The organism is Rossellomorea aquimaris TF-12, assembly GCF_001648555.1.
GTDB classification, from domain to species: Bacteria; Bacillota; Bacilli; order Bacillales; family Bacillaceae_B; genus Rossellomorea; species Rossellomorea aquimaris.
In genome coordinates this window covers 255,543-276,012 of sequence record NZ_LQXM01000029.1, presented here as the reverse complement: position 1 = coordinate 276,012, position 20,470 = coordinate 255,543, and the positions used below count along the sequence as shown (strand labels likewise).

At 36.0% G+C, this 20,470-nt stretch carries 21 protein-coding genes; 19 read left to right on the top strand and 2 right to left on the bottom strand.

The genetic code is table 11. The annotated features are described in order from the left end of the window. Positions 1-77 precede the first annotated feature (77 nt). Positions 78-578 carry a CBO0543 family protein gene (locus IQI_RS14875; RefSeq protein WP_064093427.1) on the top strand — a complete coding sequence of 167 codons (501 nt, stop codon included), beginning with the start codon at positions 78-80 and terminating at the stop codon, positions 576-578. 37 nt (positions 579-615) lie between these two features. Here the strand turns inward: IQI_RS14875 and IQI_RS14870 are convergent, their stop codons facing one another. Continuing rightward, positions 616-1,119, bottom strand: a complete 504-nt coding sequence (locus IQI_RS14870) for a GNAT family N-acetyltransferase (RefSeq protein WP_064093426.1) — start codon at positions 1,117-1,119, stop codon at positions 616-618. Between the two features lie 95 nt (positions 1,120-1,214). On the opposite strand from IQI_RS14870, the gene IQI_RS14865 reads away from it, so the two are divergent. The 16 genes from IQI_RS14865 (at position 1,215) to IQI_RS14795 (ending at position 16,215) form a co-directional block, all read left to right on the top strand. After that, positions 1,215-1,658, top strand: a complete 444-nt coding sequence (locus tag IQI_RS14865; RefSeq protein WP_064093425.1) for an HIT family protein — start codon at positions 1,215-1,217, stop codon at positions 1,656-1,658. A 2-nt stretch (positions 1,659-1,660) separates the two neighbouring features. Beyond that, positions 1,661-2,902, top strand: coding sequence for an aminopeptidase (locus IQI_RS14860; protein WP_064093424.1), 1,242 nt, complete (start codon positions 1,661-1,663; stop codon positions 2,900-2,902). 148 nt (positions 2,903-3,050) lie between these two features. Continuing rightward, positions 3,051-3,446, top strand: a complete 396-nt coding sequence (locus IQI_RS14855; RefSeq protein ID WP_064093423.1) for a VOC family protein — start codon at positions 3,051-3,053, stop codon at positions 3,444-3,446. 5 nt (positions 3,447-3,451) lie between these two features. After that, positions 3,452-4,474: a DUF2332 domain-containing protein gene (locus IQI_RS14850; RefSeq protein WP_064093422.1), complete on the top strand. Its 1,023-nt coding sequence runs from the start codon at positions 3,452-3,454 to the stop codon at positions 4,472-4,474. A gap of 87 nt (positions 4,475-4,561) precedes the next feature. Then, on the top strand, positions 4,562-4,684 hold the full coding sequence (locus tag IQI_RS21215) for a hypothetical protein (RefSeq protein ID WP_268874501.1): 123 nt from the start codon (positions 4,562-4,564) through the stop codon (positions 4,682-4,684). A 181-nt stretch (positions 4,685-4,865) separates the two neighbouring features. Continuing rightward, positions 4,866-5,636, top strand: a complete 771-nt coding sequence (locus IQI_RS14845) for a DeoR/GlpR family DNA-binding transcription regulator (RefSeq protein WP_064093421.1) — start codon at positions 4,866-4,868, stop codon at positions 5,634-5,636. A 139-nt stretch (positions 5,637-5,775) separates the two neighbouring features. Then, positions 5,776-6,855 carry a GGDEF domain-containing protein gene (locus tag IQI_RS14840; RefSeq protein ID WP_064093420.1) on the top strand — a complete coding sequence of 360 codons (1,080 nt, stop codon included), beginning with the start codon at positions 5,776-5,778 and terminating at the stop codon, positions 6,853-6,855. Between the two features lie 241 nt (positions 6,856-7,096). Further along, the gene (locus IQI_RS14835) at positions 7,097-7,654 is read left to right on the top strand and encodes a glycerol-3-phosphate responsive antiterminator (RefSeq protein WP_064093419.1); all 558 of its coding nucleotides are present in this window, start codon (positions 7,097-7,099) and stop codon (positions 7,652-7,654) included. A gap of 177 nt (positions 7,655-7,831) precedes the next feature. After that, on the top strand, positions 7,832-8,662 hold the full coding sequence (locus IQI_RS14830; protein WP_064093418.1) for an MIP/aquaporin family protein: 831 nt from the start codon (positions 7,832-7,834) through the stop codon (positions 8,660-8,662). Between the two features lie 17 nt (positions 8,663-8,679). Then, complete coding sequence (glpK, locus tag IQI_RS14825) at positions 8,680-10,170, top strand: glycerol kinase GlpK (RefSeq protein ID WP_064093417.1); 1,491 nt, start codon at positions 8,680-8,682, stop codon at positions 10,168-10,170. Positions 10,171-10,328: 158 nt separating this feature from the next. After that, a complete protein-coding gene (locus tag IQI_RS14820) occupies positions 10,329-11,990 on the top strand; it encodes a glycerol-3-phosphate dehydrogenase/oxidase (RefSeq protein ID WP_156509922.1) in 1,662 nt (553 codons plus the stop codon). Between the two features lie 328 nt (positions 11,991-12,318). Then, on the top strand, positions 12,319-13,242 hold the full coding sequence (locus tag IQI_RS14815; RefSeq protein ID WP_064093415.1) for an alpha/beta hydrolase: 924 nt from the start codon (positions 12,319-12,321) through the stop codon (positions 13,240-13,242). A gap of 77 nt (positions 13,243-13,319) precedes the next feature. Further along, complete coding sequence (locus IQI_RS14810) at positions 13,320-13,781, top strand: GNAT family N-acetyltransferase (RefSeq protein ID WP_064093414.1); 462 nt, start codon at positions 13,320-13,322, stop codon at positions 13,779-13,781. A gap of 14 nt (positions 13,782-13,795) precedes the next feature. Beyond that, entirely contained in the window at positions 13,796-14,347 is a 552-nt protein-coding gene (locus IQI_RS14805) for a hypothetical protein (protein ID WP_064093413.1), read from the top strand. A 365-nt stretch (positions 14,348-14,712) separates the two neighbouring features. Continuing rightward, entirely contained in the window at positions 14,713-15,567 is an 855-nt protein-coding gene (locus IQI_RS14800; protein WP_064093412.1) for an oxidoreductase, read from the top strand. A gap of 219 nt (positions 15,568-15,786) precedes the next feature. Next, positions 15,787-16,215, top strand: coding sequence for a DUF4064 domain-containing protein (locus tag IQI_RS14795; protein ID WP_082892738.1), 429 nt, complete (start codon positions 15,787-15,789; stop codon positions 16,213-16,215). 213 nt (positions 16,216-16,428) lie between these two features. Here the strand turns inward: IQI_RS14795 and IQI_RS21360 are convergent, their stop codons facing one another. Then, positions 16,429-16,530: a putative holin-like toxin gene (locus IQI_RS21360; RefSeq protein ID WP_408007607.1), complete on the bottom strand. Its 102-nt coding sequence runs from the start codon at positions 16,528-16,530 to the stop codon at positions 16,429-16,431. Between the two features lie 233 nt (positions 16,531-16,763). Here IQI_RS21360 and IQI_RS14790 point away from each other — a divergent pair, with 233 nt between their 5' ends. Together IQI_RS14790 and IQI_RS14785 are read left to right on the top strand one after the other, a co-directional pair. Next, the gene (locus IQI_RS14790; protein WP_064093411.1) at positions 16,764-17,861 is read left to right on the top strand and encodes a M24 family metallopeptidase; all 1,098 of its coding nucleotides are present in this window, start codon (positions 16,764-16,766) and stop codon (positions 17,859-17,861) included. 433 nt (positions 17,862-18,294) lie between these two features. Next, a complete protein-coding gene (locus IQI_RS14785) occupies positions 18,295-20,466 on the top strand; it encodes a DNA topoisomerase III (protein ID WP_064093410.1) in 2,172 nt (723 codons plus the stop codon). Positions 20,467-20,470: the final 4 nt, after the last annotated feature.

Sequence of the window (20,470 nt, the reverse complement as noted above, 5' to 3'; positions counted from 1 at the left end):
TACACTCCGGGAATTGATTTCCATCTTTTAGGAAACACTAATGAATGTCAAATGAAATAAGTCTATGGGGGGAGCCCATGTTTCATATCATTGTCATTCTTCTAGTTGTTTTAAGCTCTATAAAGTGGGGAACTTGGAGTAGATGGAGAGAATTTTTGCCTACCATCTATTATTTTGCATTCTTTAACATGTTTTATCAATACATTAGCTTTTCTATTAAACCTGTATGGGAGCTAAAGAATTTTTTTGTAAATATGTTCTTAACAGACACCATTTATACAATGATTGCATATCCTGCTCTTGTTGTATTGTTTTTAAGTCATTTTCCACAGGATAAACGCAGCATTATTTTCTATTATGTAAAGTACATAGGGATTTCCATTATAATCGAGTGGTTGGCAAGTAAATTTCATTCCATTGAATACTTTGAAGGTTGGAACCTAAAGTGGACAATTTTGTTTTATTCCATTATGTATCCATTGCTGCAATTACATCATCGTAAGCCTGCTCATGCAATAGTGCTGTCTCTTTTTATAGTAGCCTTTTATTTTTTCAGCTTTGACTATCATGTTCATTAAAAAGGAGAAAAACCTAATGGTTTTCCTCCTTTTTAGGTTAAAGGAACAATACCATCAGATCTTCATCAAAGTATTCCCCTTTGTATTTGAGTGCTCGTTTTTCTGTACCATACGTATTAAATCCAAATGATTGATACAAAGCTTTGGCAGTAAGGTTTGTAGTAACAACTGTTAACATCACTTGCTCTATCTCATCTATACTCTCCGCTTTTTGAATAGCAGCCCTTACGAGCTTACGTGCTATTCCTTTCCCTCTGATTGAAGGGGTGACATACATTGCAAATAGTGATGCCTTATGTTGGGTTTTTAGACCATTTTCAATAACTAAAGTCACAGTACCTATCAATTTCTTTTCATCAAGATAACCAAAAGTATAACTTCCTTGACGAGTTAGATTTTTAGCAACCCTTTGAATAGGATCTTCTCTTTCTAGTGCTTCTTCATAGCTACTGCCAAACGCTTCAGGGTTTTGTTGAAGCATTTCTAAACGAAGTTCCCAGTATGACTCTGCATCTTGTTCCTGAAGTAGTTTTAATTCCATTATTTTCTGAACTTCCTTTCATTCCATGATATGATAGTATTCATAATTCGACATGAGGAACATGATTCCTTTATTTTTATAGGAGTGGTATATTGATGAGCGAATGTCTTGGCTGTCGATTAGCAAATAAAGAAGAACAAGTATTGATCGTCTATGAAAATGATTCTGTTTGCTGCATTTTAGATCATGCACCATACCATTCAGGACATACGTTAATACTGCCAAAAAAGCATAAAATTGAAGTAGTAGAGTTAGGCCAAGAAGAGTATATTGCTATTATGGAAGCTTCAAAACTTATTGCAAAAGCCGTCAATGCTGTGTTTCAACCGGACGGAATTACGATTTGTCAAAATGGGGGAGTCTTCAATGATCTTACCCATTATCATATGCATGTTGTACCACGATACGAAGGAGAAAACTTCGGTGAATCCTTTTATGACGAAGTTCTGGCAGAAACAAGAGTAGCCGAAGAATCTTTAGTCATAACGCAAAAAAAATTAAAAAACTATATTGATAGAGAAATAGAAAAGGTGAGATAACGATGACTGTACATAAAGGTTTTCATGAGAAATTAAATCAGTTTGCAGAACTGGCAGTTAAAGTAGGTGTTAACATCCAAAACGATCAGCTGCTTTGGATTTCAGCCCCACTAGGAACAGAAGAATTTGTTCGAATCGTGGTGAAACAAGCTTATCTTGCAGGAGCCAGAAATGTGCATGTTCAATGGTACGACGAAGAAATCATGAGGATTCATTATGAAATGGCACCTGATGAGAGTTTTAATGAATATCCACACTGGCTAAAAGAAGCGCATGAATTCGTAGTTGGTCAGAACGGAGCATTTCTTCAAATTGAAGCAAACGATCCAGATTTACTTAAAGGAATTGATCCTGATCGTATTCTTAACTTTGAAAAAGCTACTGGAGACGCACTAGACCTTTTTTATGGTGCGATTGAAAGAGACCAGATTAGTTGGTCAATTCTTGCCATTCCTTCACAAAAATGGGCAAATAAAGTTTTCCCTGATCTGCCTGAAAATGAAAGAGTCGATGCCCTTTGGGACCAAATCTTTACTTCTGTACGTATCGACCGTGAAGATCCAATAAGAGAATGGCATACCCATATCAAAACACTAGAACAAAAAGCTACCCAACTAAATAACCTAAATCTAAGAACCCTTCACTATCAATCTAGAGGGACGGACCTAACCATTCAGTTGCACCCTGACCATCTTTGGTTAACAGGAGGAAGCGAAACACCCAAAGGAATAGCCTTTATCGCCAATATGCCAACAGAAGAAGTTTACACTGTGCCAATTAAAGCCGGTATTAACGGTACTGTTTCAAGCACTAAACCTCTTGCTTATAACGGTAATGTTATTGAAGACTTTACTTTAACCTTTGAAGATGGAAAAATTACAAAGGTAGTTGCCCAAGAAGGGGAAGCAATGCTGAAAAAATTAATTCAAACAGACGAAGGTGCTTCTTACATTGGAGAGGTTGCCCTGGTCCCACATAAATCACCCATTTCAAATTCAAAGGTTCTCTTTTTTAACACTTTATTTGATGAAAATGCATCAAATCATTTAGCTATCGGTTCATCATATCCTGTCTGCATAAAGGATGGAGATATTTTATCTGATGAAGAGCGAGAAGAAAAAGGGCTAAATGAAAGTGTCGTGCATGAAGATTTTATGATTGGGTCAGCTGACATGAGTATAGATGGAGTATGTGAAGACGGAAGCAAAGTCGCTATATTCAGAGATGGTAGCTGGGCATTTTAAAATAAGTAAAAAGACAACTCAGATCTTAGATTTGGGTTGTTTTTACTTTAAAAAGGTTGAAAACTACATTCATTCTCATAAAATGAAAAATATGGTAATCTAGTAAAAGGAACTAGTAATTTCATTCTTACTAAAAAGGAGCCATTACATGATTTATGAAATGACAGTACAAGTTCGTGTCTCAGATATGAAAAAGGGTCAAGAATGGTATAAAATCCTCTTAAACAGGGATCCCGATTTTGTTCCACATGAAGGATTTGCTGAATGGGAGCTTATTCCTGGTTGTTGGCTACAAGTTGCTGAAGGAATTCCTCTTGTTAATAGTGGTCCAATCCGTCTAGGCGTCAAAGATTTAGACGCTGAACGACTTAAATTGATGAACGTCTTGAAAGTTGATGAATTTGTTATTCACTCAAGAGAAGAGGTGCCTGTTAAATGGGCTACATTCTCAGATCCCTGGGGGAACGGAATTGGTTTGTTTCAATATCATAATCAAGACGAGATGAAACAAAGAATTGAAACTATCTTGGGAGTAAAGGGGTAGAGAATATGTATCTTGACGAGTTATCAAAACGGTTTCGGAACTTTGCAGAAATAGAGTGTCGTGATTCTAGTCCTCTTTATGAACACTTGTCTCTCCAATTAGCAGAAGATATAGAGCTTCTAGAATTAAGCTCCCACGCAAGACCTGGACAACCAGTGCCAAATTTACTTTTCGGTGCAGTACACCTTCTTTTATTTGAGCAGCAATCTCATCCTCTTAAAGATTTCTATATGAGTATTGTTAATCATCCAAAGTCACCTCAAGATGCCTTTCCATATTTCAGAGACTTTTGCGAAGAAAATACAGATGAAATTATCAGTTTGCTTCAAAGTAAATTAGTTCAAACAAATGAAGTACGTAGGTGTGCTTATTTATATCCTGCCTTCTCCTTTATCTATGAAAAGACCAAAATGCCCTTAGCCTTAATTGAAATCGGAACAAGTGGAGGTTTGCAATTACTTTGGGATCAATACCAATATTCTTACAACGAAAATAATGAACGCTTTGGAAACCTTGAGTCTCAATTGCTGATTTCATCCACAATTCGTGGAGCTCACCAACCTAATATCATTGAGACCAGTCCACCCGTCACTTCCAGAACAGGATTTGATTTACATATAAACAATAAAGCTGATCATCCTTGGCTAAAAGCGCTAATTTGGCCAGAGCATGAAGAGAGAAGAGCATTATTTGATCAAGCAGTGAAATCTCTCCGTGACATTGACCTAGAGCTCATTGAAGGAGACGGAGTTGAACTTTTTGTACAGAAAGTAGAGGAGATACCTGAGAGTCAACTTGTTTGTATTTTCCATACTCACGTGGCGAATCAAATTCCAGAGGAGTCAAAGCAGGAGCTAATGAGAAAAATAAAAGAACTTGGATTGAAACGAAATGTCTGTCATTTATACAATAATATGTGGGACAGAAAGCTTCACTTAGACTTTTATTTAGATGGAGAAGAATATCAACATACTGTGGGAGAAACAGAAGGTCACGGAAAATGGTTCGAGTGGAACATTCCATCCTAATAACATAAAACCAATAGTAGAATCCTCTTTGTTTGGTTGAAAAGTATTCTATTAGCACATATTAATCTTAAATGAAGGAGGTTTACCATGAAAAAACAAGAGAACCCGAAAAGAAAAGATAAGTCTTCTAAGCAAAAAAATACGCCACCGCAAAATGGAAATGGTCAGCCTATGCCACAACCAAAAGATTATGAAGAAATAGAATATTGATTTTTGATTAATTAACAGCCCAATTCAACAAGAAATTGGGCTGTTGTTTTGTTAACTATTTAAAATTTATTATGATTATCGGAAGAATGCATTTTAAAACCAGTAATATCATTGACAAATACGTAAGAAACAGGAAACAATAGGAAGGAATTTGAATAATAAAACGTTTTAAGGAGGGCCTATGTTTTCTGAAGAAAGAAGAGAACTAATTTATGAGAAAATAGAGAAGTTAGGTCGGATACTCGCTAAAGATTTAGCAGAAGAATTTAATGTTTCTATTGACTCCATTCGGAGAGATCTCTCAATAATGGAGGAAGAGGGATTAATAAAAAGGACACATGGCGGTGCGATCTCCCAACCAAATGTACGTCAAAAACCTCAACATCATTTAACAAGATATGGGGATAGTAATGAATACCAGAACGCTATTGCAAGAAAAGCAATCGATTTTATTCAGGAAGGAAATACTATTTTTATTGGTGGAGCAGCCATACACTTTGCCATGTTAAAATACCTCCCAAAATTAATATCGTACACGGTTGTCACGAACTCATTAGAAATTGCTTATCATCTGAGAGACATGATGAATATTGATACGTATTTAATAGGTGGAAAAGTAAAAGAATCAGGAAACATAACGGATGCATTAGCAAATGATTTTATTAAGCAATTCACTCTGGATTTAAGTTTCATAACCGCTGGGGGAATTTCTCCTAAAGGCCTAAGTACAACATCACCTGAAGTAGCATTATTTCACAAAACAATCATTGAAAACTCCACGAAAGTCATCGCTCTAATGGAACATACAAAAATAGGGGAGGACCTATTTATAAAAATGCATTCATTATCAAAACTTGATCTACTTATTACCGATAGAGAAGATTCAGAAGAAAAGCTCGAATTAATCCGTTCTAGTGAAGTGAAAACGATTTATGCTTACGAAGATGATTAAAATATTATTAACTAACAGGGATTTCTTTTATATTTAACCTTGGTGATTCGAGATTTTGGTAGATTTTTCTTATTTAATCTATATAATAAAAGAGTAAATTAAGAGTTAAATTTTTCAAGGAATTATCAAGAGGTGAACTATGTTTTTAGAAGAGTTATATTTTAACACGTGTATACTTATATCCACTTTGTTTATTTACATGCAAGTATTTTACGGGCATTTGCGATTGTCAAATAACTGGTTACATGGGCTATTTGGTGGGTTTTTAGGTAATCTTCTAATGTTTTTTTCGATAACTGTTACTGAAAATACGATTGTAGATCTACGTTTTATTCCAGTATTTTTACTAATGTTATTTGTAGGGTGGTCACCTGCTTTTTTAGCAAGTGTTCTTATCATAGGAGGAAGATTCCTTTACGGCGTTAACTCATCATCAATTGCTTCTTTAGTATTGATGTTGTTACTTTTTATAGGTTTCTATTTTATTAGTATGATGAAAAAGAGTATTATACATAAAGCATTGTTTATGCTTATTTATGCGAATATTGCATTCACAATTATTATATCAATGATTGTATTTGATATTGATGCGTTAAGGGTTCTTGTTCCTATTTATTGGGCTGTTTCCTTCGTTTGTGGAATTATTTCTGTATATGTTGTGAGCTATCTAAGAGCGGCGAACGATCTCTTTACAAAATATAAGGAAAAGTCCACTATCGATTTTTTAACTGGTGTGTATAATGTGCGTTACTTTGATGAAACATTCAATGAAATGGCTCAAAAAGCAAGTGACCGCATGAACCCATTAGCACTCTTATACATCGACATTGATCACTTTAAACGAGTGAACGATCAATATGGACATGACAACGGTGATCAAGTCTTAAAGCAACTAAGCATTTTAATCAAAGAGAATGTTCGAAAAAGAGACCTTGTTGCAAGAAAAGGCGGCGAAGAATTTGTTGTACTCCTCCCCAACATTACATCTGAAGAGGGACGGACCTTAGCTGAAAATATTAGGGAAGTCGTAGAACACCATGCATTTACATTAACAAATGGAGAACACATTTCGTGTACGATATCTATTGGCATGGCACATTTCCCTACTGATTCCTCGAGCTCACAGAATATTATCAAATTAGCAGACAAAGCTTTATATCAAGCTAAGGAACGGGGACGAAATCGCGTTGAAAAGTTCACATCCCGTGAAGCTAGTTAATTGATATTTTATACACAAGAAAACCAAGCATCTTAAGTGTTTGGTTTTTTTTTTTGAAAATTAAAAGGGTTATATTATATACACATTTGTTTTTCTAAATAGCAACTAGATATTGGTAAGCAATCAATTGAAATGATTATTAATCCTTGATTAATTGCTCGAATTATGGACATGTATGTTATAATTTCCAATTGAACTATGTGCTTGTACAGAAAAATCCATTAAATAGAAGGTGGCAGATATGAGTTTTCAAGACCAGAATATATTACCTGCAATTCGATCTATGAAAGATTTTGACAAAATGCTTCAAACATCTTTTGAATATGGTGTGTTTCTTGATCTTCATGCTGGGATGCTTAAAAGTGTTTTCAATTATGCTCGTCAACAAAACAAAAAAATGTTTCTTCATTTAGATTTAATTCATGGTTTATCTAGTGATGAATATGCAACTGAATTCATCTGTCAGGAAATAAAACCATACGGGATTATCTCTACAAAAGGTAGTGTTATCAAAAAAGCACGACAAAAAGGTGTATATGCCACACAACGAATCTTTGTCATCGACTCCAGTGCTATGAATCGAAGTATAGAGTTAATTAAGAAAACAAACCCAGATTATATTGAAGTACTACCTGGAGTTGTACCAAAAATTATTAAAGAAATTAAAGAGAAAACAGGCAAACCTATTTTTGCTGGAGGATTAATTGAAACAGTTGAAGAAGTGGAAGAAGCCATCAATGCTGGGGCAACAGCCATTACCACTTCAGATCATGTATTGTGGAAACATTTTGATTCTTAATGATATTTTTGGGAATAGGTTGACAACGCTTTCATCTTGGAGTAGGATAATTCACAAGTTAATATTTTGTGAAAGAGACGAAGAGATTCACGCGAATATCCTTTTATTGGGATACTTCCGTGAATCTTTTTGTTTTTTCTGCATATTACAACATATGAAATGAGGGAGTGATCAAACATGTCAGCATTTTTAGGAGAAGTGATTGGAACAGCTATGTTGATTATATTTGGAGCCGGAGTATGTGCCAATGTGAATTTAAAAAAATCATTTGCATATAATTCAGGTTGGATTGTCATCACATTTGGTTGGGGATTGGGTGTTGCCATGAGTGTGTATGCTGTTGGACAATTTAGTGGTGCACATTTAAATCCTGCTGTAACATTGGGATTAGCTTTTAATGGTGATTTTCCATGGAGCAATGTACCGCAGTATATTCTTGCTCAAATGATCGGGGCTGCTATCGGAGCAACAATCATCTATTTACACTTTTTACCACACTGGCACGCTACAAAGGATCCAGGGGTGAAATTAGGGGTATTTGCTACGGGTCCTGCAATCCCACACTATTTTTCAAATTTATTAAGTGAAATCATTGGAACTTTTGTATTAGTAGTAGGATTATTGTCAATAGGAGCGAATACTTTTACAGATGGATTAAATCCGTTTATTGTAGGGTTCTTAATTATAGCAATAGGAATTTCTCTTGGAGGAACGACAGGATATGCCATAAACCCAGCAAGAGATTTAGGTCCAAGAATCGCTCATTTTTTTCTGCCAATCCCAGGTAAAGGACCTTCAAATTGGGGTTATTCTTGGATCCCTGTTCTAGGACCAGTATTAGGGGGATCCTTTGGTGGAGTTTTTTATAAAGCTGTCTTTACTGGACAAGTTTCTGTAAGTTTTTGGATTGTTCTAACTGTTACAGTGGCTGTGTTAGGACTGGCGTTTACTAGTGATAGAAAAATTAGCTTATCCCAAAAAGTCAATCAATTATCAACGGAAAACTAATTCTTGGAGGTTATAACATGGAAACATATATTCTTTCTTTAGACCAAGGTACAACAAGTTCAAGAGCAATTCTATTTAATAAAAAAGGAGAAATTGTTCATTCGTCACAAAAGGAATTTACACAGCATTTTCCGAAGCCAGGTTGGGTAGAGCATAGTGCTAACGAAATCTGGGGCTCTGTTTTAGCTGTAATTGCAAGCGTTTTATCTGAATCTAGTATTAAACCAGACCAAATAGAAGGAATCGGGATAACCAATCAACGTGAAACTACGGTTGTTTGGGATAGAGAAACAGGTGAACCTGTATATAATGCGATTGTGTGGCAATCGAGACAAACGGCTTCCATTTGTGATGAGTTAAGTGCAAAAGGTTATAATGATATCTTTCGAGATAAAACAGGTTTGCTAATCGATGCATACTTCTCAGGAACTAAAGTAAAGTGGATTTTAGATAATGTTGAAGGAGCAAGAGAGAAAGCTGATAATGGAAAACTAATGTTTGGAACGATCGATACATGGTTAATTTGGAAAATGTCTGGTGGTAAAGCTCATGTCACTGATTATTCCAATGCATCACGTACTCTCCTATACAATATTCATGAACTAACATGGGATAAAGAGCTTTTAGAAATTCTTGAGATACCTGAAAATATGTTACCAGAGGTCCGTCCCTCTTCAGAAGTGTACGCAAAAACGGTACCATACCACTTCTTTGGAAAAGAGATTCCAATTGCTGGTGCAGCTGGTGACCAACAAGCAGCGTTGTTTGGACAAGCTTGTTATGAGGAAGGAATGGCAAAGAATACGTATGGCACAGGTTGCTTTATGCTTATGAATACTGGGGAAAAGGCAGTTAAATCCGAGAATGGTCTTCTTACTACATTGGCATGGGGGGTTGACGGTAAGGTTGAATATGCACTTGAAGGAAGTATCTTTGTAGCTGGGTCTGCTATTCAATGGCTTAGGGACGGTTTAAGGATGATTAAAGATGCTAAAGACAGTCAAGAGTATGCAGAAAAGGTACAATCTACAGATGGTGTATATGTAGTTCCAGCATTTGTCGGTCTTGGGACTCCATATTGGGATAGTGATGTCCGAGGAGCAGTATTTGGTGTCACACGAGGAACTTCAAAGGAGCATTTCATAAGAGCCACATTAGAGTCACTTGCATACCAAACAAAGGATGTATTAACAGCAATGGAGGCAGACTCTGGCATATCCTTAAAAAAATTACGAGTAGATGGAGGAGCAGTGAAAAATGACTTCTTAATGCAGTTCCAGAGTGATATTCTTTCTGTACCTGTTGAAAGACCGGTTGTCAATGAAACGACTGCCTTAGGAGCAGCGTACTTAGCTGGATTAGCCGTAGGGTTTTGGAAAGACCAGAAAGAAATTTCAAAACAGTGGAATAAAGAGAAACAATTTGAACCATCGATGTCCTTGACAACTCAAGGCGAACTTTATAATGGGTGGAAAAAAGCTGTTAATGCAGCTATGGCTTTTAAATAATTCTTATATATGCTACACTAAATACAAGTTAATAAATCGGTAAGAGCCCTAGAGAGACCAATCTACATTATGGAACATTACGCCATAATGCTAGTTTTGGTCTCTTTTTTTCTTCTAAATAGTAAAAATAGAATAAATCATTATAGGAGGAGTAAATCATGACTTTTTCAAGCACATCACGTTCAGAATTATCTCAAACATTAAAATCTAATACTTTTGATTTAATTATCATTGGTGGGGGGATTACAGGAGCAGGAATTGCCCTTGATGCCGCGAAACGCGGAATGAAAGTTGCGTTAGTTGAAATGCAAGATTTTGCAGCAGGTACATCAAGTCGTTCAACCAAACTAGTACATGGGGGATTACGTTATTTAAAACAGTTTGAGGTGAAGATGGTTTCAGAAGTTGGAAAGGAACGTGAAGTTGTATATGAAAACGGACCTCATGTGACTACTCCGGAATGGATGCTCCTTCCTCTACATAAGGGAGGAACGTTTGGGAATTTCAGCACTTCCATTGGTTTGAAAGTATATGATTTTTTAGCGGGAGTAAAGAAACATGAACGTCGCTCTATGCTATCTGTTTCAGAAACGCTCACTAAGGAACCCCTTATAAAGAAAGAAGGGCTAAAAGGAGGGGGGTATTACGTTGAGTACCGCACCGATGATGCCCGGTTAACAATTGAGGTTATGAAAGAAGCTGTATCTTATGGTGTAACAGCCTTAAATTATATGAAGTCTCAACGTTTTCTATATGAAAATAAAAAAGTCGTAGGTATCGAAGCAGATGATCTTTTATCCGGTGAAACTATCCAAATACGAGGAAATAAAATCGTCAATGCTGCAGGACCATGGGTAGATGATGTTAGAGGGAAAGATTATAGCACAAATAACAAACAGCTTCGCCTCACAAAAGGAGTTCACATTGTTATCGACCAAAGTAAATTCCCTTTACAGCAAGCTGTTTACTTTGACACACCTGATGGACGAATGGTGTTTGCTATTCCCCGTGATGGTAAAGCCTATGTTGGAACAACAGATACGATTTACGAAAGTGAAAAAGCCAATCCTCATATGACATCAGAGGATAGAGATTATATTCTTGAATCGATTCATTATATGTTTCCTGAGGTAAACGTCACAAAAGAAGACGTGGAATCAAGCTGGGCAGGAATTCGCCCGTTGATTTTTGAAAAAGGAAAAGATCCTTCTGAGATCTCACGTAAGGATGAAATTTGGGAAGCAGATAGCGGATTGATTACCATAGCTGGAGGAAAACTTACTGGCTATAGAAAAATGGCAGAAACTGTAGTTGACCTATTAGCTAAGCGGTTAAAAGAGGAAGAAAACAAGAAGTTCCCAGCATCAACGACTAAGAATATGCCCATCTCAGGCGGACATGTAGGAGGATCCAAGCATTTTCAAGCTTTTGTAGAGAAAAAAGCTTGTGAAGCTGTTCACTATGGATTAACGGAGAAAGAAGGAAGAAAATTAGCCGAAATGTATGGGTCAAATGTTGATCAACTTTACAAGCTTGCTCATGCATATAGTGGAGCTGCCGAACAAAGGTCCGTCCCTCCAAAGCTTTATGCACAATTGATCTATGGTATTCAGGAGGAAATGGTGGTGACTCCTCTTGATTTCTTTGTTCGAAGAACGGGTGCACTTTTCTTTGACAGGCAATGGGTGTTGAAGTGGCAGGATCCAGTCATCGAGCATATGGCGAATCTTCTAAACTGGAAGGTGGAAACGAAATTAAAATATAAACAAGAATTAAAGACTGAACTGAGAAATGCTGTGATACCTGTGGATCAGGAGTAACATCTGAAGAGTGGCTTTCAACAATGAGTGAAACCCAGGAATGCTATATATAGCATTCCTGGGTTTTTTATTTGTATGGGCTGAGCAATCTTTCAAAGTTGAAAATAAATTTAGAAGGATTACAAATTTTCACTATTATACGGAAAACTAGTGTATTTTCACGGGTAAATGACCCCTTTTTACGGATTAAACTATATATTTCACTGATAAATCATTATAAGACAACATTTAGAAGGATAAACCCATCGAATCTAGAATACTAACAATACAAAAGCATTCACATAAATCCATAGGTATTTTTAGCATATATTACGAAAAGAGGGTAACAATGAAATCAAATTATCTTTCCATGTCAGATCAACATAAAATATTTACAATAGAATGGGGTTTAGATGAAGGTAGACCAAAAGGAGTTATTCAACTTTCTCATGGTATGGCTGAACATATTCTGAGATATTCTGATTTCGCAGAGTATGCCGTGGCACAAGGTTTTATCGTTATTGGCCATGATCATAGAGGGCACGGTCAAACAGCAGAGAAAAATGGAACGGTTGGTTTTTTCTCTGAAAACAATGGATTTGAACGTGCCGTAGAAGATATATATGAGATTAATCAGTGGATTCATGAACAACATCCTCATACACCTATCATTCTATTTGGTCATAGCATGGGCTCATTTCTAGCCCGAAGATACATCCAACTCTATGATACATCGATAAAAGCTGTTATTTTATCTGGTACAGGTGGAAATCCTGGCTTCCTTGGAAAAGTGGGAATTTTCCTGGCGAAAAGAGAAATAAGAAAAAAAGGGAATAAAACGGAAAGTCCGTTATTGGACAAACTAAGTTTTGGAAATTTCAATAAAAGTTTCAAACCAGCAAATACTGCTTTTGATTGGCTTTCACGAGATCCAAAGGAAGTGGAAAAGTATATTGAAGACCCCTTATGTGGACGAATTTCAACTTCCGGCTTCTTCTATGATTTGTTCTCCGGACTGCAAACCATTCATCAAAGAAGTGAAATTGAAAGAACACGTAAAAATCTGCCTATTTATCTTTACAGCGGTTCAAAGGATCCGGTTGGAAAAAATGGAGCAGGAGTTCAATCTGTTGCTACAGAATATAAATCAATTGGGATGAATCACATTCAAACAAAGATCTATCCTGAAGGCAGACATGAGATGCTAAATGAAACCAATAAGGATGAAGTATACAAAGATACAATAAACTGGATAAATAGCGTTTTAGAATAAAGAAAGTTCAAACACTTTCTTCCTGGATATTTGTTATAATGGGAAAACAAGGAAATAACGAAAGTTGAGGAACAGGAATGAAGATCACGACAACCAAAAATTATGAACTGATCGCTAAATTAAATAAAGGGGTCCAGGATATTCATGTAAAGGAATATCCTGAGTATTTCAAAGAATATGATTATGAATCGATAAAAGACTTCTATAAAGCAAATATTGAAAATGAAAACTGTGTATTTTTATTGATTGAAGAAGAGAACGAACCAAAAGGCTATGCCTGGATTGAACATAAACATTACAAGGAAAATCCTTTTAAAAAAGCCTATCAGTCTATCATTGTTCACCAATTAAATATTATTGAGTTCCATCGTGCTAAAGGGTATGGAAGCTATTTAATGAATGAAATCTACCTCATTGCTGAACAAAAGGGAATATCTAAGGTGGAGCTCGACTACTGGGCGAACAATTCATTGGCTCAAAAATTTTATCGTAAACATGGATTTACACTTTACAGAGAATATGTATTCAAGGAGATTTAATAGGAGGGAGAGGTTTGAACATACCTTGGAAGAAACTTAGAAGCTTCATCCTATATATGTTATTTTTCATGATTAGCTATACAATTGTTACAACTTTTCAAAATGGTGAGTACATCACTCAAGAAAAAAATATTAGTGCTCATTTTGAAGAATTAAAAGAGACAGCTAAAAAGAAAAATGTAAAAGTTGTCCTTCAGAATGAAGTTGGTGATAAATATTTATTGCTTTATACATTTGAAAATAAATATGAAGACCAGCAATTAGGGATTGTACACTACAAAAAAATGACCTTACTGCCACTTTATGAATTGGAACGATATGGTCATACTGAACAACAATCTGTTGGATCGGATTATTTGAATAATGGTCAGTTTATTGTATATGGTGACAGAGTGAAATTAAACGCAGATTATTATACATATCGAAAAGATGATCGTTTTAAAAGGGTTAATTTAACCGAAGAAAGATACTTCATTCAAATTCAAACCTATCAAAATCGTCATTTTCCTGTTCCTTCAATCAATTATTATAAAGATAATGGAACCATCGTAGGCTCTACCTACTAATAAAACTTACAATTATGCTTAAAATTATATAAAATGATGATTTTAACCTCAAAAGTTCTAAACATAACCTTACATTTCATGAGAGAAGAGATTATCCCTTCTCATCCCGTTTGAATGGAAAAGGCTGTTCATGTAGATTGTAAGTAGAAATTGACACGACTTCCTCGTATAAAGGATGGCTTCAATGGGATGAAGCCATCCTTTTTTTGTGTTCACTCATATTTTAGATAAATGATCTGTTTCTGTTTTTCATTTCCAGTCCTCCTAAACTTACACCATTAGGCGAATATATAAAGAAAAAAGTTACAAATATACTGAACATCCTTGCTATACTTATTAGAAAGAATTGAATTGGAGGATGTTCAATGAATGGAAAAACGGCTATTGTAACTGGTTCCAATAGTGGATTTGGTCTGCTATGTTCACTTGAGCTCGCTAATCTTGGATATAGAGTCATTGCTACGATGAGAGATGTGCAGAAAGGAAAGCAGCTCTTAGAGATGGCAAAGAAAATGGAAGTTGAACAGCTTATCCATATACATCCATTAGATGTAACCTCAGCTCAATCCATACGTCAATTCGCAGACATGCTTAAAAGAGAAGAAAAAATTGATCTCTTATTAAATAATGCAGGTTTTGCACTAGGGGGATTTGCAGAGGAAGTAACCATTGAAGAGTATCGCCTTCAATTTGAGACTAACGTATTTGGAGTCATAGGTGTTACACAGGCAGTAATACCTCTAATGAGAAAACAGGGAGCAGGCAAAATCATAAATATGAGCAGTATCAGTGGTAGGTTTGGTTTTCCCGGCTTAAGTCCATATGTTGCCTCTAAACATGCACTTGAAGGGTACAGTGAAAGTCTACGATTGGAACTAAAACCCTATGGAATAGATGTTTATCTCATTGAACCCGGATCCTATCAGACAAATATTTGGACAACAGGAATGAAAGTAGCTTCTAAATCTCTCAATGAACATTCTCCTTACTCCAGTTATATGAATAAAATCAACGAAGAATTAGAAAGAGGGCAAGGTCAATTAGGAAATCCACAGGAAATCGCCCAATTAGTTCAAGACCTGGCTGAAGGAAAAAAGAATACCTTTCGAAACCCCATTGGGAAGGGAGTTCGTTTTACGTTAGTGCTTAAATTCATCATGCCTTGGAAATGGGTCGAAAGGATAGTATTGAAAAAATTAGGAATAAAAAAACGATATTAAAAATAAAAAGGAATAAAAGGCATTATGATAGACTCTTTATACATAAGAGATGATATTGAATAATCAGAAAAGATAAAATCAGACAAAAGAGAAGGAGAAATTTGTCAAAATAAAGAATTTATAACGTAGTAGAGGTGCTTAGGTCTTATAAAAGTTGTTTAGTTGAAGGAAAGCAAGGGGAAAGAAAAAGGTGACTATATTTTAAAAGGAGAGGTATGAATGGTCAAACGTACAGGAGAAATTGTGATGGGAATCATAGGTATCATATTAAGTGCTGGATTTTCAATTCTAGGTTTTTTAATGAATATGGGATTAAGTGATCCTGAAATAGTATCTGAAATGATGAGTGGAATCGAAAGTGATCCCACTATCACAACAGAAGATTCAACATTCATAATTGGATTTGCTGAGGCAATGGGTTGGTATTTAATTGTACTGGGAATCATAGCTAGTATTTTTGGGATTATCGCTGTCTTGGCAATAAAGAAAAATAAAAAACCGATTTTATCAGGAATCATGTTCATCATAGCAGCGTTAGTTATTGGGGTAGGAACCGTAGGTATTGGTTTCGTTCCTGGACTTCTTTTCTTAATTGCAGGTATTATGGCATTCGTTCGTAAGACTAAAGTCGTTGACCCAGTAATGTAAAAGTAATTTGTATCAACTAGGTAATTTCCTTTTCAAGGACCTTGATTTTAATCATTTTTTATACTATTTTAAAAGTAGAGCATAACTAAAACAAGAGACACTGGCGGCAACCAATGTCTCTTGCTACACAGCAAACTGCAAGGAAAGCAGTGGCCCAATAGAGAAAGGAAATAACTCTACCCTTCAAAGTTTAGGCGCTTCATGAGGGTGGGGTTATTTTTTATTGTTATGATTAGAAATAACAATAATCGAGACAATTAGAGAGCTAAATGAAATCATAAGTGTTAAAGCCTCATATGTTGTCACTATAGGCATCACCTCCTTCTGTAAGGAAGTGGCCACTCCCACCCAACATTCACTGTGTAAGAAAAATTATATCACAACTGACTCTTTTCCTTTATAGGCAAGAGGTAGGAAAAGCCTAACCCTACCAAAAAAACACCAACCTTGACACCATCATTTTAATCTCTTTGGAAAATGTGTTAGCATATATATTGCTTATCATATCCACTACATAATCAATATGAAGTCAGAGGAGGAAACTGAATATGAATCAACGACTAGACATTCTCAAGCAATGGTTGAAAGAAGAATCCATTGCTGCAGCATTTATTAACTCTACTGAAAACGTTTTTTATTTAACTAACTTCCATACAGACCCACACGAGCGCTTGATGGGGTTATTTGTATTTCCAGATGCCGAGCCTTTTGTGGTTGTTCCAGGAATGGAAGCTCGCCAAGTGAAAGGCGCAGGCTGGAATTATGAAGTCATTGGCTATTCTGACCATGAAAATCCGTGGGAGTTTATCCAACAATCAATAAACAAACGTAACATTGAAGGGAACACCGTTGCCTTTGAAAAAGAAGTCGTTACATACAGACGCAGCGAGAACTTCTTAAGCCTTTTTAACAGCCCTCAAATCTTGAATGTAGAAGACAAATTAAACGAAATGCGCGTAGTAAAAGATGAAACTGAACTCGAAATTATGCGCAGAGCTGCCAAAATGGCTGACTTCGGAGTTGAAGTAGGAGTGAACGCCCTTAAAGAAGGTATAACAGAAATGGAAGTTCTTGCTAAAATTGAATATGAACTAAAGAAAAAAGGGATCCGAGAAATGTCCTTCTCTACTATGGTTCTATTTGGTGAGAAAGCTGGTGACCCTCATGGTAATCCCGGTGATCGTACTCTTAAAGCCGGTGACTTTGTTTTATTTGATTTAGGAGTTGTCTTAGAAGGATATACCTCAGATATTACCCGTACCTTTGCCTACAAAACAATTTCAGATAAACAAAGGGAAATCTATGAGACGGTTCTTAAGGCAGAACTAGCTTCCTTAGAGGCAAGCAAGCCTGGCAATCGGATTGGAGACTTAGACCAAATTGCGAGAGATATCATTACAGATGCTGGATATGGAGATTACTTCCCTCATCGTATTGGTCATGGTTTGGGAATTAACGTACATGAATTTCCATCCATGAGCCATTTAAATAACGGTATTCTTAAAGAAGGAATGACCTATACGATTGAGCCTGGGATTTATGTACCTGAAATTGGCGGAGTAAGAATTGAGGACGATGTTCTGATTACAAAGGATGGTTATGAAACCTTAACAGCATATCCTAAAGAATTACAGATTATAGAATAAATTAAAAAGAAGGTTATCAATAAACGATAGCCTTCTTTTTAAATAAATCTTTTCACAAAGATCGTTAAACTTTAAGCTGATTAAAAAAATTACGAGTTAACGCCAGAGTATCATTGACCAAAAAATGGAAGGATATAAGAACAAGGCTTTAGCAGGAAATGAACCTGCATTAGTAGAATAAGAGAAGGAAGAAGTTCAGATTTCAAAACCGCAAAATGTTAAATGAAACCTAGAAAATCTAGTACAATAATGGGTAGGTGTTACAGATGAGTATGACTTATTTGTAACACCTTTTCAGTTAGGAAATTCAATATTCACTTCAATATACACTATTTTGACCGATAATAATGAAGGACTATAACTATAATTAATGGGGAACGTACGTTCATTATTGTGTAATAAACTAAAAGAATAATGTGAACAGGAGAATGTCATGAAAGTAATAATCGCAGAAAAGCCGGATCAAGGTGCTACTCTTGCCAAACCTTTTTCTCACCAAAAGAAACCAGGATTCATAGAAATAAAGCCAAATGACATCTTTCCTAAGGGTGCTTATGTTACATGGGCCGTCGGACATCTCTTTCAATTACAAGCGCCGGAAAAATATGAAAGCAAGTGGAAAAAGTGGAGTTTAGATGATCTCCCCATCATCCCGATACGTTTTCAATACGAGCTCCAACGGGCAAAAGCTAAGCAATTCACCATCATTAAACAGCTCCTAAGCAAAAAAGAGGTAACAGAAATTATTCATGCGGGGGATGCTGGTCGTGAAGGAGAATTAATCATTCGAAACATTATATCGATGTCTCGGGTGCAAAAACAAATGAAAAGATTATGGATTTCTTCTTTAACAGAAAAAGCCATTATACAAGGGTTTAATAATTTAAAAGAAGAAAGTGAAATGCGCAACTTATTTTATGAAGCATATTCAAGGGCATGTGCTGATTGGTTAGTGGGCATGAATGCCTCAAGAGCATATAGCATTCTATTAAAGCAACAGGGGATGTCAGATGTTTTCTCAGCGGGAAGAGTTCAAACGCCAACTCTAGCTCTTATTGTAAGAAGAGAAGAAGAAATAGAACGTTTTAATAGCGACCCCTTTTGGGAAGTGAAAGGCACATTCCAATTTGGGGGAAATACATTTGAAGGAACTTGGCAAAAAGACGGAGAATCACGAATTCAAACCGAAGAATTGGCAAAAAAAATCGCCTCTTTTTGTGAAGGAAAAGATACGACGATACATGATGTAAAGACAGAGAAAAAAGAATTTGTACCACCCTTATTATTTAATCTTTCCGGACTGCAAGCTACTGTGAATAAAATGTTCAAGTTTTCACCTAAGAAAACCTTAGATATTTTACAAAAGCTTTATCAAAAAGGAATCGTTTCCTATCCCCGTTCAGACTCACAATATGTGACTAAAGGAGAAGCAGAAACGTTTCCGGAGATACTCTCCAAGCTGAAAAATTTTAGTCCATATGATAAGTGGATTCCCGCTCCACACGCCAGTCTTATTAACAATAAGCGATTTGTAAACGATGCGAAAGTTTCTGATCACTATGCCATCATCCCAACTGAGCAAGTAACAGATCCTACTAAACTATCTGGAGATGAGAAGAAAATATATGACGTGGTTGTGAAGCGCTTTATTGCTGCCCATCACGACAAAGCCCTTATTAATTATACAACTATTACAACATTAGTTGATGGAAGAGCGGAATTTGTTTCAAAGGGGAAGCAAATACTTCAGGAGGGTTGGAGAAAGGTCCTCTTAGAAAATGAAAAAGAGGAAGAGCCTCTTCTTCCGATAGTAGAACAAGCTGATCAAGGAAAAGTAAAAGAAATACATATAAAAGAAGGAAAAACGCAGCCTCCTAAACGATTTACAGAAGGTCAACTCATAACTTTAATGAAAACTGCTGGTAAGTATATTGAAAATGACACCTTAGAAAAAGTCCTTAAGCAAACTGAAGGCCTGGGAACAGAAGCAACAAGAGCTGGAATCATCACAATGTTAAAAGACCGACAATACATTGAAATTCAAAAAAACATCGTATTTCCAACTGACAAAGGAAAAGTGCTTATTCGAGCAATCGGGGAAAATGTGTTGTCTTCTGCAGAAATGACAGCAAAGTGGGAACAGCGCCTACAAGAGATTGGAAAAGGAAAAGCTTCTGCACCTGAGTTTATGGAACAAGTAAAAAAACTAAGTGAAAAGCTTGTTCAGCATGCTCTAAAAGATTCTAACTCATGGGATTTTCAAGACTTGGATACAGCATCCATTCAACGAGCAAATGGGTTTAAAGGAAAAAAAAGTTCTAAAACTAGTCTGGGTACTTGTCTAAAGTGTGGTGGAAAGGTGATTGACAAAGGCAAATTCTATGGATGTTCAAATTACCAGAAAACGAAATGCAGTTTTACGATTTCAAAGGTCATTTTATCTAAAAAAATTACTCAAACCATCGTAAAAAAAGTCTTAAAGGACGGGAAATCTGATATTATTGATGGTTTCAAAAAGGGTGAAAAGGAGTTTTCTGCTTATCTTAGTTGGGATTCCAATCAAAAAAAGATTCAATTTCAATTCGATTTGAAAGAATCAGTATAAATTG

What these genes read in the sequence shown, in the direction of transcription:
- IQI_RS14875 (WP_064093427.1), top strand. Translation starts at nt 78, where the DNA reads ATGTTTCATATCATTGTCATTCTTCTAGTTGTTTTAAGCTCTATAAAG.
- IQI_RS14870 (WP_064093426.1), bottom strand. Translation starts at nt 1,119, where the DNA reads ATGGAATTAAAACTACTTCAGGAACAAGATGCAGAGTCATACTGGGAA.
- IQI_RS14865 (WP_064093425.1), top strand. Translation starts at nt 1,215, where the DNA reads ATGAGCGAATGTCTTGGCTGTCGATTAGCAAATAAAGAAGAACAAGTA.
- IQI_RS14860 (WP_064093424.1), top strand. Translation starts at nt 1,661, where the DNA reads ATGACTGTACATAAAGGTTTTCATGAGAAATTAAATCAGTTTGCAGAA.
- IQI_RS14855 (WP_064093423.1), top strand. Translation starts at nt 3,051, where the DNA reads ATGATTTATGAAATGACAGTACAAGTTCGTGTCTCAGATATGAAAAAG.
- IQI_RS14850 (WP_064093422.1), top strand. Translation starts at nt 3,452, where the DNA reads ATGTATCTTGACGAGTTATCAAAACGGTTTCGGAACTTTGCAGAAATA.
- IQI_RS21215 (WP_268874501.1), top strand. Translation starts at nt 4,562, where the DNA reads ATGAAAAAACAAGAGAACCCGAAAAGAAAAGATAAGTCTTCTAAGCAA.
- IQI_RS14845 (WP_064093421.1), top strand. Translation starts at nt 4,866, where the DNA reads ATGTTTTCTGAAGAAAGAAGAGAACTAATTTATGAGAAAATAGAGAAG.
- IQI_RS14840 (WP_064093420.1), top strand. Translation starts at nt 5,776, where the DNA reads ATGTTTTTAGAAGAGTTATATTTTAACACGTGTATACTTATATCCACT.
- IQI_RS14835 (WP_064093419.1), top strand. Translation starts at nt 7,097, where the DNA reads ATGAGTTTTCAAGACCAGAATATATTACCTGCAATTCGATCTATGAAA.
- IQI_RS14830 (WP_064093418.1), top strand. Translation starts at nt 7,832, where the DNA reads ATGTCAGCATTTTTAGGAGAAGTGATTGGAACAGCTATGTTGATTATA.
- glpK (WP_064093417.1), top strand. Translation starts at nt 8,680, where the DNA reads ATGGAAACATATATTCTTTCTTTAGACCAAGGTACAACAAGTTCAAGA.
- IQI_RS14820 (WP_156509922.1), top strand. Translation starts at nt 10,329, where the DNA reads ATGACTTTTTCAAGCACATCACGTTCAGAATTATCTCAAACATTAAAA.
- IQI_RS14815 (WP_064093415.1), top strand. Translation starts at nt 12,319, where the DNA reads ATGAAATCAAATTATCTTTCCATGTCAGATCAACATAAAATATTTACA.
- IQI_RS14810 (WP_064093414.1), top strand. Translation starts at nt 13,320, where the DNA reads ATGAAGATCACGACAACCAAAAATTATGAACTGATCGCTAAATTAAAT.
- IQI_RS14800 (WP_064093412.1), top strand. Translation starts at nt 14,713, where the DNA reads ATGAATGGAAAAACGGCTATTGTAACTGGTTCCAATAGTGGATTTGGT.
- IQI_RS14795 (WP_082892738.1), top strand. Translation starts at nt 15,787, where the DNA reads ATGGTCAAACGTACAGGAGAAATTGTGATGGGAATCATAGGTATCATA.
- IQI_RS21360 (WP_408007607.1), bottom strand. Translation starts at nt 16,530, where the DNA reads ATGCCTATAGTGACAACATATGAGGCTTTAACACTTATGATTTCATTT.
- IQI_RS14790 (WP_064093411.1), top strand. Translation starts at nt 16,764, where the DNA reads ATGAATCAACGACTAGACATTCTCAAGCAATGGTTGAAAGAAGAATCC.
- IQI_RS14785 (WP_064093410.1), top strand. Translation starts at nt 18,295, where the DNA reads ATGAAAGTAATAATCGCAGAAAAGCCGGATCAAGGTGCTACTCTTGCC.